The sequence below is a fragment of the Phaeobacter sp. JH20_26 genome, assembly GCF_048056275.1.
In the GTDB taxonomy this organism is placed as follows: Bacteria; Pseudomonadota; Alphaproteobacteria; order Rhodobacterales; family Rhodobacteraceae; genus Phaeobacter; species Phaeobacter bryozoorum.
Genome location: NZ_JAYMWL010000001.1, coordinates 161,951 through 176,641 on the forward strand (window position 1 = coordinate 161,951; position 14,691 = coordinate 176,641).

Here is a 14,691-nt window from a genome sequence, read left to right on the forward strand (position 1 = left end):
CCTGTCGCAGGTGCTGGCCGTGGCGATCGCGATGATGTCGGGTCTCGGCGCGGTGGTTGCGGCGAAGCTTGGTCTGAAGCCGAAGAGCACTGCGGTGGCAACACGTTACCCGGTCCGATTGATCACCGGTCTGGTGCTGGCGGCGCTGACACTGGCCGTTATGAATTACTGGCAGTTCAGCAGCCAGCGGGCGGCGGAGCAGGCGCGCCTGCAGGCAACGCTCATGCGGCCGGCGCAGTTTGACGGAACCAAGATCAAGGACGCGGCGCTGAAAGAGACAAGTTTTGCGCGCCAGTCAGATCATCCGCTTGCGATGTCGACAGCCGACGCCGCCGCCGCGTTGGAGGATGGCAACACATTGTTCTACGACATCCGCGAAACCGGCGAAAATGCCATGGGCACCCTGCCCGGCGCGACCCATATCCGTTTTCCGGACTTCGTCGAGAGCCAGCCGGTCAAACCCGGCCAGAAGGTCGTGCTGTTCTGCCATAACGGCAACCGCAGCTCGGAAACCTGTGCCAAGCTGGCAGCGATGGGCATCGACTGCAGCTTCATCGCCGGCGGAATCGAGAAATGGATTGTCGAAGGGCGCGCGTTCTCTGACAAGGACGTGAAATCCCTCTCTGACCTGCGTGCCATTCCGGAATATCCCGGTCGTGATGTGCTGCTCAGCACCGCGGATTTCACCGAATTGATGAACACCGAGGACCTGCAGATCGTCGATACCCGCTACCCCGGGGATTTTGAGGCGGGCCACCTTCCCGGCGCGGTGAACATTCCGATCCGCAAGACGACAACCGCCGATCTGATGCAGCGCATCAGTGAACTTGATCCGACCAAACCAACGCTGGCGGCCTGCTACGACCGTCGCAGCTGTTTCATGAGCCAGGTTTTGGGGCTGGAGCTGTCGCAGAAAGGGTTCGATTTCCGTGGCCGCTACACCCTGCCATGGGAGTATTTTGTAGCCCCCAAGCCGAAGCCTCATGTGCAGGCCTGGCTTGCCGATCAGCAAAGCGGCCTCTGGGACAAGGCGATCTCGGCGCTGGCCGCCGCGCTGCTCTGGGTGCATGAGCGCAGCCATATCCTGCTGGGTCTGCTCGCCCTCTCCCTGATCACCCGGATCATGATCCTGCCAGTGGCGTTGAAATCTGAACGCGACCAGATCACCACCAGTGAGACCGCCGATGAGATGAAGGCGCTGAAGGAAAAACTGGCCCATGACCCGGTGCGCAAGGCGCGCGCGGTGCAGGCGTTCTACAAGGACAAGGGCCTGACGCCGATGAAGAACCTCACCGCGCTGCTGTTCCTGCCGGTGATGATGCTGGGCGTCTCCGCCGCGCAAGAGGCCAGCGTCAGCCTGCAGACCCCGTTCCTGTGGATGGCCGACCTCGGCCTGCCCGATCCTCTGTTCATCATGCCGGTGCTGTTCTGCGCCCTCGCCGCCATCTATCTGCTCTGGGCCGTGGCCAAGACCAAGCGCCAGAAAACCCTGTGGATGGTGCTGGGCATGCCTGCGCTATTTGCCATGGTGTTCAGCCTCTCGGGCGCCGCCAATGCCTATCTCTGCTTCAGCCTGACGCTCTTGCTGATGCAGCGCGCCTATGTCACCGGCATGCACCGCAAACTGGCTGAGGCGCTGTCGCTGCGCGCCCACAAGCGCCGCCTCGCCAAACTGCCGCGCGGCGTGATCCCGATGGGCTACACCGAGGAGCTGGAGCACGCCGGCAATAAGGCCCTGCGGCTGTCCATTCTCAAAAACGCAGGGCTACCGGTGCCGGGCGGCGTAGTCTTGCGCTCCGATGCAATTCACGATTATCGCGAGATGCCTGACGCCCGAAAAGACGCATTTGCCGCATATGTTTATCGGCTGGCTGGCGGCAAGCCGGTCGCCGTGCGCTCCTCGGCCAGCAACGAAGATGGCGCTGACCAGAGTTTTGCTGGAGTGTTCGAATCCGTGCTGGACGTCACCGCGGAGACCATGCGCGCCGCCTTGGATGAAGTTGTGACCAGCTTCTCGTCCGAGCGCGCCGCCAGCTATTCGGGCGAGGGCGACAGCACCGATCAGGGCAACATCGTAGTGCAGGAAATGGTGCAGGCAGACTACGCCGGCGTTCTCTTCACCCAGGATCCGATGGCCCCCGGCATGTGCATGATCGAATGGGTCGAAGGCTGCGGCGAGGATCTGGTCTCTGGCCGCGTCACCCCGACCAGCTTGCGCTTTGGCCGCTATACCGGCCTGCCCGCATCTGAAGATCAGGACCAGACGCTGGACATGGCGCCGCTGCTGGCGCTTGGAAAGCAGATCGAGGAGACCTTCGGCTGCCCGCAGGACGTCGAATGGGCCTATGCAAACGGCCAGTTCCAGATCGTGCAAAGCCGCGACATTACCACCCTGTCGCTTGGAACCGAAGCTGAGCGGATCCGGCTTCAGGAATGGCGCGATCTGCTGGACCATTACGCCGGGGTGGATCCGGATAAGCCGCTGCTGGAACAGGATGAGATGTCCGAAGTGCTGCCGCGCCCGACCCCGCTGTCTTTCTCGCTGATGGGCAGCCTCTGGGCGCCGGGCGGCAGCGTCGATCTGGCCTGCCGCGGCTTGAGCGTCCCCTATAACCTGCCGGAAGGCCGGGCGGGTCATCTGGTGAACCTCTTTGGCAAGACCTACGTCGATGTCGGCCTAAAAGAGCAGATGACGCTGAAACTGACCGCCGCCAAGGCCAAGCAGCTGCGCAGGCAGGCCCGCCCGATGATCACCCACATGCGCGAGGAGGTGCTGCCCCAGCTCACCGATCAGCTGGCGTTCTGGCAGGCTGTGGACTACACCGCCCTGCCCCGCCAGAAACAGCTCGAGGCGATTGCGACCCTGCGCAATCTCTTTGTCACCGACATCTATGTCGAGGCGGAGAAGGTGAATATTGTCGCAGGCTTTACCATGGGCGAAGCCAGCGCCGCCGCCGCAGGCGATCCGGCCCTGCGCGCCCACCTGATGCACGCCGAACTGCCCCACGCCCCGTCCAGCCTGCTGGCCTCCTGTACCGGTGCCAATGCAGAAACCCATGCGCAGTTGCTGATGGGGCATCGCTCGATCTTTGATTACGAACTGTCGGCACCCCGCTATAGCGAAGCACCCGGCCTGCTGGCCTCCCTGCTCGACAGTTCGGTTGAGCCGATCAGCGGCACCGTGGCCACTCCGGCAAACCTGCCGGAAGATCTGCGCGACACGCTAGAGCTTGCGATCGCCTATCAGGACCTCAAGGAACAGGCCAAACACGAGGCACTGCGGGTTCTGGCGGAGCTGCGCCGGGCGTTGCTGGCCCTGGGGATCGACACCGAGCTGGAGGATCTGATCTTCTACCTGACCATGGAAGAGATCATGACCGGCGACTGGACCCAACCTGAGCTGCTGAAAGAGCACGCCGCCAGCCGCAAACACGTCGAAGATCTGCGCAAGGCCTCGGCGCCAACCGATGTCAGCCTCACCCTGCGTGACTGCGAGCTGCTCTCGCTCGGCGTGCAGGCGGGGTCCGCTGATGGGCATCTGGGCGGCACCTGTGTCGCCGGCAGCGGCACCGTGGAGGCCCGCGTATTCTGGGTTGAAGACGAAACCGCCATCGGCCCGGAGGTCTTTGACGGGTTTCAGGACGGCGACATCCTGGCATGTCGCATGATCAACCCGGCCTGGCTTCCTTATGTCCAGCGCTCCGGCGCTGTCCTCAGCGAGGTGGGCGGCTGGCTTAGCCATATGGCGATTGTCGCGCGGGAAAAGAACATCCTGATGCTGGTGGCCTGCAAGGGGCTCGACCAGCTGTCCCATGGTAAGCTGATCATGGTTGGCGAGGACGGCTCGATCACCCCGAGCGAGACGCCGGATCTGCAACAGGTCTCGGCCTGATCCACCATCCGTTTTTGCCCCTGCCTGACCCTTCCGGTCTCAAAGGCAGGGGCAGAACATACGTTCCATCTTGCATCTTTTCGCGCAAACGGTCTGAACTGTGGCCATGGACCCGCATCTTGATCCCCGACAGACCCATCGCCTGCTCGACCAGCTGAAGACCGAGATCGACAGCCTGCCCCCCGCCCTCTCGGCGGCGGCGAAATACATCATCGACACCCCCGGCGACTTTGGTCTTGATCCGATCCGTGTCTCGGCGACCAAGGCAGGGGTCAGCGCGAATTCTCTGGTGCGACTGGCCGCACATCTTGGATTTGACAGTTTCGAGGCGTTGCGCGCGCCCTTTCGGGCCGCGCTGACAACCGAGCGTGAGGGCGGATTGGGCCTTGGCTGGCTCGATCGGCTGGAACAGGCTCCCGAAACCACCCGCCACGGTCGCATCGCCCGCAATGAGGTGAACATCGTCGCCCGCTCGCTGCGCCTGATGACCCCCGGGCGCACTGCGGCCATCGTTGCGGCGCTGACCTCGGCGCGACGATGCTATGTTACTGCAACCCGCGCCAGTTACGCATTGGCCTATTACTTCCACTACGTCGGACGAATGGCCTTGCCGGGGCTTGATCTGGTGCCGCGCCACATGAGCACCGCCGTGGACGAGCTGATGGATATCGGCGCCGGGGACTGCCTGATTGCCATGACCTTCGCGCCATATTCATCGGAGACGCTGCAGGCGCTGAGACAGGCGCGCAACAAAGGCGCGACGCTGATCCTCATCTCAGATAGCGAGGTAATCGCGCCCGGATTGCAGCCCGACCACCTGCTGCTGGTGGCCGACAATACGCTGCATCCTTTTGGTGGCTATGGCGGCGCGATGGCAGTGCTTGATTGTCTGCTGACCCATCTGGTCGATGCCGGAGGAGAGGCGGCGCAGGAAAGGTTCCGCACCTACGAGACCCTGCGGGAAGACACCGGCGCCTATTGGCGCGGCGGCAAATTGCCAAAGGTCCCGAAGTAGCCAGCTTCAGAGCCTGATCGGCCGGTCAGAGCCGCAGGTCGGACTGGTCCGGCGTCAGCACATACTTCAGATCGTACAGCAGCGCATGGTCCCGACCCAAGGCCCGGATCTGCGCGGCCCCCATATCGCGGAATTCCTGATGGGCCACCGCCAGAACCAAACCGTCATAGGCCCCTGGCTGCGGAGTTGTCACCAGATTGACGCCGTATTCCTGCCGCGCCTCATCTGGATCGGCATGGGGGTCATGCACATCCACCGTCAGACCGTATTCCTCAAGGCAGCGCACCACGTCGATTACCCGTGTATTGCGCAGATCGGGGCAGTTTTCCTTGAAGGTCAACCCCATCACAAGGACCCGCGCATCGGCAATGGCCATCTTGCGTTTCAGCATGGATTTGACCATCTGGCTCGCCACATAGGCTCCCATGCCGTCATTCAGCCGCCGCCCTGCCAACAGGATCTCGGGGTGATAGCCCAGCTGCTCTGCCTTGTGGGTCAGGTAATAGGGGTCGACCCCAATACAATGGCCCCCGACCAGACCCGGACGAAAGTTAAGGAAGTTCCACTTGGTTCCGGCAGCACGCAGCACTGCTTCGGTATCAATATCCATGCGGTTGAAAATCTTGGCCAGCTCATTGATCAGAGCGATGTTGATATCGCGCTGGCTGTTCTCGATCACCTTGGCCGCTTCGGCGACGCGGATGCTCTCGGCCTGATGGGTGCCCGCCGTCACGATCTCACGGTAGAGCGCATCGACACGCGCCGCAATTTCAGGCGTTGAGCCGGAGGTCACCTTGACGATATCCGGCAGACGCCGCGTCTTATCGCCGGGATTGATCCGCTCGGGGCTGTAGCCTGCAAAGAAATCGCGATTGAATGTCAGCCCGGACACGCGCTCCAGAACCGGGACGCAGTCCTCCTCGGTGGCGCCGGGATAGACCGTGGATTCATAGATCACCAGATCGCCGGGTTTGAGCACGCCACCAACCGTTTCTGACGCCCGCAGCAATGGCGTCAGATCCGGGCGACGGCTGCTGTCGATCGGTGTTGGAACGGTGACGATAAAGATCGTGCAATCGGCAATCTCTGCCGGGTCGCTGGTCAATGTCAGATGCGACGCAGCCGCCAGCGCCTCGGCGCTGATCTCGCGGGTATTGTCCTGCCCTGAGCGCAGCGCCGCAATCCGGTCGTCGCTGATGTCAAAGCCCACTACCGGGCGCGATCGGCCAAATTCCACCGCAAGCGGCAGACCGACATAGCCAAGCCCGATCACGCAAATCCGTTCTGTCCCGCTCATACCGCCGCCTCAATGGTCTCTGTCTGCCCGATTGCCTTTCATAAGGGGCGGCGGCGCCAGGTTTCAACCTCATGTGGCCAGATCCCTCCCGAAACCGGGAGAGATCCACTCTTTGGGCCAGTTCAGAAGCGCAGCGACAGGCAGGACATGCCGCCATCCAGCTTGGCGCACTCGGTATTGCTGATCTGAACAACCTCATAGCCTTCGCGATCCAGCATCTCGGCGGTGCGCGGGAAACCTGCCGCCATGATTACCAGATTGTTGTAGCGGATGGCATTGGCCGCAGCCTCTTCGCCCTCGGCGACATGCAGCACGCGGTAGCCTTCAAAACAGCCCGATGCGTCCAGCCGTTTGGTGGCAAGGATGGTCTCACCGTCCATCAGCGAACAGTCGGTCTTGAAATGCAGCACGCCCTCTGGCGTGAAAACCTCGCGCAGGCTGTGGCCCCAGTCAGACACGATCTCTGCCAGTTCCGCCACGCCGGCCGCATCGGTCCGCGCTGAACGACCGACAAGGATTTCGCGGTCCGTCACAAGAATGTCGCCGCCTTCGATAAAGCCGGGGCCGTTGATTTCGCGCAGCTCGCTGTAGCATTGCCGCAGGGTCGGTGCCATCTCGGCCACCTCCCCCAGACGCGACGGCGCGCCGGGGCGCATCAGAACCGCGCCCTTGGGCAGGCAGAGGGCGGTGTCCTCAACAAACACCGCATCGGGAAAGGCCTCAAGCGGCGGCAGCTCGATCACCTCGGCGCCCGTGCTTTTCAGTGCGGCAACATAATCGGCATGAGCGGCCAGCATCCGGTCCAGATCGGGCGTGCCTATATCCTCGGCCCGCAGGCCGTCGGTGATATTGGACGCGGGACGGCGGGTGATGGCGCGGGAGAATTCATATGTTGGGTTTGTCATGTCTCAGTCCTTTGTAGCCTGTGTCGGCACGTATTTGGGCGTGATGATCTCAATGATGCTGGGGCCTGCCTGCGCGGCGCGGTCTTTGATGGCCGCGGCAACCTCTTGCGGATCGGCGGAAACCGCCCGATGCAAGATCCCGAAGGACCGCGCCGCCGCAGCGAAATCCGGCGGTGTCGGATCACAGCCCACCACAGCCACGCCCACCTCCTGCATCGAGCGGGCAATTTCCTGATAGCCGTGGTTGTTCCAGACGATGAACGTGATCGGCAAGGCTTCATCCACGGCTGTCATGATCTCGGGCAGGGAAAACTGCGCGCCACCATCGCCGACGATACAGATAACCGGCGTCTGCGGTGCCGCAACGGCGGCGCCGATCGCGGCCGGAATGCCATAACCAAGCGCACCATAGCCGGTGGCCGCATTGAACCAGCCCCCTGGGCGGTCATGATCGTAGTAGAGATTGCCCGCATAGATCGGTTGCGCAGAATCGCCAACGATGATTGCCCCCGGAACTGCTGCGCGCAGCGCATTCAGCACCTCGACCTGCGCGCGGTAACCCTCGCCGATTTCCTCCCAGGCTGCCGCGCGGGTCAGACCCGCCTGTGTGAGGCCCCAGTCGCCGGAGGGGCCGGCAACTGACGGCAGATCGGCGAGAACCGCAGAAAGAACATCCGCCACATCCGCATGGATCGCCAGCTCAGCCGGGTGTCGGGCCAACTGCTCAGCGCAGAGATCAACCCGGATCAACCCCGGCATCTGTGGCATCACTCCGGTGGCATACATATCGTAATCGGTCGGCCCCAGCTCGGTTCCCAGCGCCAGCACCATATCCGCCGTCTCGATCAGCCCCCGCACCGAGGCGAGGCTGGGGCTTGCGGGCACCGACAGCGGATGGTCAAACAGCACCCCACGCGCATTAACGGTCTGGATCACCGGCGCGCCCAGAAGCTGCGCCAGCTGGCGCAACTGATCGGCGCAGAACCGCGCGCCTCCGCCTGCCAGGATCACCGGGCGCTTTGCTGTCGACAGGCGCTGCGTGATTGCGGCCAGATCCGCGGCGGACGGCCCTGCCCTGTTCACATCAGTTGCCGACGACTGGCCGGTTTGGACCGCCGCCGCCCCTGCAACATCCAGCGGAACCTGCAGATGGGTCGGTCCCGGGCGTGACAACGCGCTGCCGTCAACCGGTGCAAAAACCTGATCGAGCGCCCGCGCCAGACCCTCCGGCGCCGCCACATGCTCCGACCTCAGCGCAACCAGCTGCGCCAGCGCATGTTGATCCGGCAGCTCGTGCAGATGGCCCAGCCCCTGACCGAGAGAGCCGCTTGCGTTGACCCCGGATATCACCAGCATCGGCACCGAATCCGCCCGCGCCTGCGCCATCGGCGTCAGCGTATTGGTCAGCCCCGGTCCGGTGATCACAAAGGCCACACCCGGTCGGCCGGAAACCCGCGCATAGCCATCGGCCATGAACCCGGCCCCCTGCTCGTGACGCGGTGTGATATGGCGCAGGTCTGAGTGCGCCAGCCCACGGTAAAGCTCTACCGTATGCACACCGGGAATGCCGAAAACATGGCGCACGCCCCGTGTTGCCAGCGCCTCAACCAGCGCTTCGCCGACAGTGTGCGGTGCCGCGTCTTGGGCGGACCTGCTCATGCCACCTCCGCCGATCGCTGGCTGGCATGATCGACGATCCGCGTCAGCGCGCGGTCAAAGGCCTCATCCTCAATCGTCAACGCCACCCGGACCCAGCTCCGCAGACTGTCACCAAAAGAGGATCCCGGCATCACCGCAACCCCACCCCGTCTGAGCAGATCCTGCGCATAGGCATCGCCATCCATACCGGTGGCCGAGACGTCAATCATCGCAAACATTCCGGCCTGCGGGCTGTGAACCCGCAATGCCGTGTCGCGGTGCAGCCGCTCTGCCAGTTTCGCCGCACGCATGGCAAATCGCCTACGCATCCCCGCCGCCACCGGTGATCCGTCACGCACGGCCTGCTCGGTCATATCCGCGATGAAGGGCTGGTTACCAAACAGCATTGTTTCCGACAGCGGCAGCAAGCCGTCGCAGAAGGCTTTACTGGCAATGCACCAGCCACTGCGAAATCCGGGTGCGGCATGGGATTTGGAAATCGAGGAGACAACGATCACCCGCTCCGAGAACGCCGCCCGCGCCAGCGGCGAGACAAACTCCGCCGCTTCAAACACCAGCTGTTCGTAGACCTCATCAGAGATGATCCAGAGATCATGCGCCTCGGCCAGTCGTCCAATCGCATCAAGGTCCTCAACCGTCAGAATTGACCCGGTCGGATTATGCGGTGTCGTCAGCAGGATGGCGCGACAGCGCGGCGTGATTTTCTCGGCGATATCATCGGCCTGCATCCGAAAACCATGCTCGGCCCGAAGCGTTACGGGCACCATATCGGCACCGCTTGCCCGGATCACTCCTTCGTAGGTGGCATACATCGGATCGCCGACAAGAACCTCGTCCCCGTGCTGGGCCACACCCATCAGCACCGCATAAAGCGCGGTCTGCGTGCCGGGAAAACACAGGACGTTATCCGGCCCTATAGGCCGCCCCGTGCTGGCGCTATAACGCGCAGCAAGCGCCTGGCGCAGGTTCGCTTCACCACGACCGTCCGAATAACCGGTCCGGCCAGACACCATCGCAGTGCTGGCGGTACGCATCAGCACATCCGGGGGTGGCACGTCAGGTTCGCCGATGGTCATTTCGATGATATCGGCCCCCGCGGCGATCATCTCCCGCGCGGTCAGATGCACAGCCCATTTGGCCCCGCCAAGCCCCGCAAGCCGCTTGGTCACATCGGTCATTCTCATGGCTCTTCCGCCTTATGCTGCAAATTCAGTCCCAGAATTGCGCTGACGGATTCCAATCCGATGGCAGGCAATTCCCCCTCGTCGAAGGCCTCCGGCAAGGCACCGCCCTCCATCCATAGCCCGTCGATCACCGCGTTGCAGGCCACCGCAAGATGATGCAGCCGCGCCGTATCCACCGGTCGCCCTGCCTCGTCCAGCGCGGCGGCGATCAGCTCGCCCAGCTTGTCGCGGAAATAATCATAGGTGCGCTGGTGGATCTGCCGCATGTCGGGATCCTGCTGCACCTTGTTCAAAAACCCAGCCCAAAGCGCCACGGCGGTCGGCTCTACAACGGGCGGGCGCAGCGATGACTCGACGAACCCCGCCAGACGCGACCGGGCATCGCCTTCGATCCCGGCGATCGGCGCATAGGTGAGATCGCTGATGGTGACCATGTGGTGTTCATAGGCCGCGGTCATCAGCTCTTCCTTGGAGGAGAAATAGTGTCGGATCAGCCCCTGGGTCACATTCGCGCGCTCGGCTATGTCGCGCACGGTGGCACCGCGCACGCCTTTTTCGGCCACCAGCTCCAGCGTTGCGGCAATCAGCGCGTCCTTGCGCTCTTCCGCGGTCGCACGCTTAAACTTCCGGCGTTCACCTGACACGGGCTCTCCAATGGCTGAATGGTTGCTGGGATGCAGTAATTATACACTTGCATAATTACGCCAAGTCAGCCTTACTACAAGCCGAAATATGAGGACAATAGAAAATGCCCGATCCGGCTGCCGCTGGCCCTGCCCCGCTTTCAACAGCCCCAGTCCCCGCGTCGGATGCCGGTGCCGCGAACATCCGGGCCGCGGAACGGACCGAGGCGATCCGGGTGAGCGACCTGCACAAATCCTTTGGGTCTCTGGAGGTCTTGAAGGGTGTCTCCCTGACCGCCCGACAGGGCGATGTGGTGGCAATTATCGGCGGCAGCGGGTCCGGCAAATCCACTATGCTGCGCTGTATCAATTTTCTGGAAACCCCCAATTCCGGCGAAATCGTCATCGCGGGCGAAACCATCGCCATGCGCCCCGATGGAAGCCCCGCCGACCGCCGCCAGATCGAACGTATCCGCACCCGGCTGGCGATGGTCTTTCAGCAGTTCAACCTGTGGACCCATCGCACCCTGCTGGAAAACGTGATCGAAGTGCCGGTTCATGTGCTGAAAGTGCCCCGGTCGCAGGCCATCACCCGCGCCCATGAGCTGCTCGCCCGCGTCGGGCTTGGTGACAAGGCGGATGCCTTTCCCGCTTTTCTGTCCGGCGGCCAGCAGCAGCGCGCCGCCATCGCCCGCGCCCTTGCCGTGGATCCCAGCGTGATGCTGTTTGACGAGCCGACATCCGCATTGGACCCCGAATTGGTGGGCGAAGTGCTGACGGTCATCCGCAATCTGGCGGCCGAAGGGCGCACCATGCTGCTGGTCACCCATGAGATGAAGTTCGCCCGCGAGGTTGCCAACCATGTTGTCTATCTCTTTGAGGGCCGCATCGAAGAGCAGGGCCCGCCGGCCGAAGTCTTCGGCAATCCAAAGTCGGAGCGGCTCAAACAGTTCCTCAGCTCAGTCGGATGATTTCGCCATTCGAACAAACAAATAACAAAACAGGGAGACAGTCATGTCCATGAAATCAGACCTCAAACGCACAGCTCTTGCTGCGACTCTGCTGGCTGCTAGCGGGGCAATTGCCCAGGCCGAACCGGTGAAGATCGGTGTCGCCGCAGAACCCTATCCGCCTTTTGCCTCGCTGGATTCATCCGGCCAGTGGGTGGGCTGGGAAATCGACATTATCAATGCCGTCTGCGCTGCCGCCGAACTGGACTGCGTGATCACGCCGGTTGCCTGGGATGGCATCATACCCTCCCTCACCGGCCAGCAGATCGACGCCATCATGGCCTCCATGTCGATCACCGAAGAGCGGTTGAAAACAATTGATTTCTCCGACCCCTACTACAACACCCCGGCGGTGATTGTCGCCGACAAATCCATGGACATCGAGCCGACCCCGGACTCGCTGGCGGGCAAGGTGATCGGCATTCAGGCCTCTACAATTCACCAGACCTATGCGCAGGAATACTTCAAAGATTCCGAACTGCGCGTCTACCAGACCCAGGACGAGGCCAATCAGGATCTGTTTGCCGGCCGTATCGACGCCACCCAGGCCGATAGCATTGCCATGGCCGATTTTGTCGGTTCGGACGCGGGCAGCTGCTGTGAGATCAAGGGCGCGGTGGCCAATGACGAGGCGATCCTCGGCAAAGGCGTCGGCGCGGGCGTGCGCAAAGGCGACGCCGATGTTCTGGCAGCCCTGAACAAGGGGATCGCCGCTATCCTGGCCGATGGCACCCATGCCGATATCACCTCGAAGTATTTCACGACCAGCATCTACTCCGAGTAAGGACATAACGTGACCGGACTCCTCGACCTGTTTGGTCTGGCCGAGAGCGCGCAGCTGTTGTCGCTCTCGCCGCCGGGATGGGGGGGCAACCTGTTACGGGGCCTCGCCAATTCGCTTCAGATCGCTTTTGGCGCATTTGGCATGGGGCTGATTATCGGGCTTTTCGGGGCCTATGGAAAACTCTATGGCGGGCCGATCCTGCGGGATCTGCTCGCCATTTACACCACCGTGATCCGCGCCGTTCCCGAACTGGTGCTGATCCTGATCCTCTATTATGTCGGCACCGATCTGATCAACAGGCTGGCCGCCGGCCTCGGCTATGGCCGGGTCGAAATCAGCGGCGTTGTGGCAGGCATCTGGGTGCTTGGCATTGTGCAGGGTGCCTATGCGACCGAAGTCCTGCGCGGAGCGATCAAGGCGGTACCGCCGGGCCAGATTGAGGCCGCCCGATCATATGGCATGCCCGCTTTCATGACCATGCGCCGGGTTACCATCCCGGCCATGATGAGTTTTGCAACGCCGGGGCTGGCCAACCTGTGGCTGATCGCGACCAAGGACACCGCCCTGCTGGCCATCGTTGGCTTTGCCGAGCTGACCTTGGAAACCCGACAGGCCGCCAGCAGTACGCGGGCTTATTTCACTTTCTTCCTCGCGGCTGGGGCGCTTTACCTGATGGTAACCCTCTGCTCTGGCGTGATTTTCAACTGGATTGAACGTTGGGCCAGACGTGGGCAGCCCTCCCTGCGGGAGACCCGCCAATGAGTGTGCTGAAACCTCTGATGCAGCCTCACCGGCTTGTCCTCATGGCGCTATTCGCAGGCCTAATTGTCTGGTGCGCGGTTTCCCTGCGCTGGGACTGGATTCCAGCCTATGCGCCGCTCGCGCTCCAAGGGCTCTGGACGACGATCTGGATCCTGGTGGTAACCAGTATCCTCGGATTTGCGCTGGCGGTACCGCTTGGTCTCGCCCAGGCGGTTGGCCCCTGGTATCTGTCGGTTCCCGCACGGGTTTTTTGTACCGTCATTCGCGGCACGCCGCTGCTGTTGCAGATATGGCTGCTCTATTATGGGCTGGGATCGCTGTTCCCGCAGTTCCCGTGGATCCGGTCCAGCGAGCTGTGGCCCTATCTGCGGCAAGCCTGGCCATATGCGGTGCTGGCCCTGACCCTGTCTTATGCAGGCTATGAGGGTGAGGTGATGCGCGGGGCCTTCTCAGGCGTTGCCAAGGGCCAGCTGGAGGCCGCCAAGGCCTACGGTATGCCACGCGGCACCATGTTCCGCCGGATCTGGCTGCCACAGGCGGTGCGCAACGTCCTGCCAACGCTTGGGGGCGAAACCATCCTTCAGCTGAAGGCGACACCGTTGGTGGCCACGATCACGGTTCTGGACATCTACGCGGTTTCCTCGCGGGTGCGGTCTGACACGTTTATCGTCTATGAGCCGCTGCTGCTACTGGCGCTTGTCTATATGGTGATTGCCGGGCTGATCACCCTCGCCTTCAAACGGTTTGAGGACCGGATCCCGCAGCGGCAATAATCACCCGCCCAGCAAGATCAAAGAGCCCCCAGGTGCCGCCTTGGGGGCTTGTCCATGTGCCTGCCGGTCCGGTTCACAGGCACCTAGGACAGGATGGTCAGCTGCTCCACATCCCCGTCGATATCGTGACAGGCCGCCAGCAGCCGCTCCTGCAGATGTGAGGTGACGTAATTTCCGTGAAACCGGCTTGGCGCGCGTAGGATCAGACGGCCCCCTGCCCTGCTCTCCCGCGTCAGCGCCTGGATCCAGGCAGCGTAAATGGCCGGGTCCTCCTGGTGCAGGACCGCCTTCGCGAGGCTCCACTCGCTGCCGTCGCTGATATCAGGTGCGGGCGCGGTTGTGCCGGTCATCAGCGGCACCACGTTTTTCTCCGGCTCATCGCTGCCACGCATCCGGTGATCGAAATCTGGTCCGACGGCGGCCCAGCAGCTGCGGGTGTCGTCTAGGATCCGCTCCAGATCAAAACCGTATTCCGTTACCCGCCCCCGCGCGCCCTGCCGTTTCACCACCAACCAGCCGAGTGCGCGCAGCTTGACCATCTCGCGTTTCACCGTGCGTTCGTCGACGGACCACATGCGTGCAATCTCGCGCTGGCCGACTGCCAGCTCATTGCGTTGCCAGTTGTAGCGCGCGGTCATCAGCGTCATGAACCGCAGAACCAGTCGCTGCGGTCCCTTCTCCAGAGACAGGGCATAGGTCCCCATTGCGGTGAGGATATCATATTTCAGTGCCGCGGCCTGACGCCCGACGGGTTTGCTGGCAAGCATGGCTGCCCTCTTGTCTCCAT

General features: G+C 62.6%; 12 protein-coding genes. 6 read left to right on the top strand and 6 right to left on the bottom strand.

The genetic code is table 11. The features are described 5' to 3' along the window. Positions 1 to 31: 31 nt before the first annotated feature. Both VWY60_RS00795 and VWY60_RS00800 read left to right on the top strand, forming a co-directional pair. Positions 32 to 3,892 carry a PEP/pyruvate-binding domain-containing protein gene (locus VWY60_RS00795; RefSeq protein ID WP_416539674.1) on the top strand — a complete coding sequence of 1,287 codons (3,861 nt, stop codon included), beginning with the start codon at positions 32 to 34 and terminating at the stop codon, positions 3,890 to 3,892. A 106-nt stretch (positions 3,893 to 3,998) separates the two neighbouring features. Further along, positions 3,999 to 4,907: a MurR/RpiR family transcriptional regulator gene (locus VWY60_RS00800; protein WP_416539637.1), complete on the top strand. Its 909-nt coding sequence runs from the start codon at positions 3,999 to 4,001 to the stop codon at positions 4,905 to 4,907. A 25-nt stretch (positions 4,908 to 4,932) separates the two neighbouring features. Here VWY60_RS00800 and tviB read toward each other — a convergent pair whose 3' ends face one another. The 5 genes from tviB to VWY60_RS00825 all read right to left on the bottom strand — a co-directional run bounded on the left by tviB (position 4,933) and on the right by VWY60_RS00825 (position 10,596). Continuing rightward, a complete protein-coding gene (tviB, locus tag VWY60_RS00805; protein ID WP_416539638.1) occupies positions 4,933 to 6,204 on the bottom strand; it encodes a Vi polysaccharide biosynthesis UDP-N-acetylglucosamine C-6 dehydrogenase TviB in 1,272 nt (423 codons plus the stop codon). Positions 6,205 to 6,326: 122 nt separating this feature from the next. Continuing rightward, positions 6,327 to 7,109 (bottom strand): dimethylarginine dimethylaminohydrolase family protein, encoded by a 783-nt coding sequence (locus VWY60_RS00810; RefSeq protein ID WP_416539639.1) that lies wholly within the window; start codon positions 7,107 to 7,109, stop codon positions 6,327 to 6,329. A gap of 3 nt (positions 7,110 to 7,112) precedes the next feature. Beyond that, entirely contained in the window at positions 7,113 to 8,768 is a 1,656-nt protein-coding gene (locus tag VWY60_RS00815; protein ID WP_416539640.1) for a 5-guanidino-2-oxopentanoate decarboxylase, read from the bottom strand. Further along, the gene (locus VWY60_RS00820; protein ID WP_416539641.1) at positions 8,765 to 9,952 is read right to left on the bottom strand and encodes a pyridoxal phosphate-dependent aminotransferase; all 1,188 of its coding nucleotides are present in this window, start codon (positions 9,950 to 9,952) and stop codon (positions 8,765 to 8,767) included. The genes VWY60_RS00815 and VWY60_RS00820 overlap by 4 nt, the downstream gene beginning before the upstream one ends. Continuing rightward, entirely contained in the window at positions 9,949 to 10,596 is a 648-nt protein-coding gene (locus VWY60_RS00825) for a TetR/AcrR family transcriptional regulator (RefSeq protein ID WP_416539642.1), read from the bottom strand. The genes VWY60_RS00820 and VWY60_RS00825 overlap by 4 nt, the downstream gene beginning before the upstream one ends. A gap of 104 nt (positions 10,597 to 10,700) precedes the next feature. On the opposite strand from VWY60_RS00825, the gene VWY60_RS00830 reads away from it, so the two are divergent. The 4 genes from VWY60_RS00830 to VWY60_RS00845 are packed head-to-tail and all read left to right on the top strand — an operon-like array spanning position 10,701 to position 13,904. Beyond that, positions 10,701 to 11,546 carry an ABC transporter ATP-binding protein gene (locus VWY60_RS00830; RefSeq protein ID WP_416539643.1) on the top strand — a complete coding sequence of 282 codons (846 nt, stop codon included), beginning with the start codon at positions 10,701 to 10,703 and terminating at the stop codon, positions 11,544 to 11,546. Positions 11,547 to 11,589: 43 nt separating this feature from the next. Further along, complete coding sequence (locus VWY60_RS00835; protein ID WP_416539644.1) at positions 11,590 to 12,369, top strand: transporter substrate-binding domain-containing protein; 780 nt, start codon at positions 11,590 to 11,592, stop codon at positions 12,367 to 12,369. A 9-nt stretch (positions 12,370 to 12,378) separates the two neighbouring features. After that, the gene (locus VWY60_RS00840; protein ID WP_340547739.1) at positions 12,379 to 13,131 is read left to right on the top strand and encodes an ABC transporter permease; all 753 of its coding nucleotides are present in this window, start codon (positions 12,379 to 12,381) and stop codon (positions 13,129 to 13,131) included. Then, complete coding sequence (locus VWY60_RS00845; protein ID WP_340547740.1) at positions 13,128 to 13,904, top strand: ABC transporter permease; 777 nt, start codon at positions 13,128 to 13,130, stop codon at positions 13,902 to 13,904. Before VWY60_RS00840 ends, VWY60_RS00845 begins: the two co-directional genes overlap by 4 nt. Before the next feature lie 83 nt (positions 13,905 to 13,987). Here the strand turns inward: VWY60_RS00845 and VWY60_RS00850 are convergent, their stop codons facing one another. Beyond that, positions 13,988 to 14,671: a DnaA N-terminal domain-containing protein gene (locus tag VWY60_RS00850; protein WP_416539645.1), complete on the bottom strand. Its 684-nt coding sequence runs from the start codon at positions 14,669 to 14,671 to the stop codon at positions 13,988 to 13,990. Between the last annotated feature and the right edge of the window lie 20 nt (positions 14,672 to 14,691).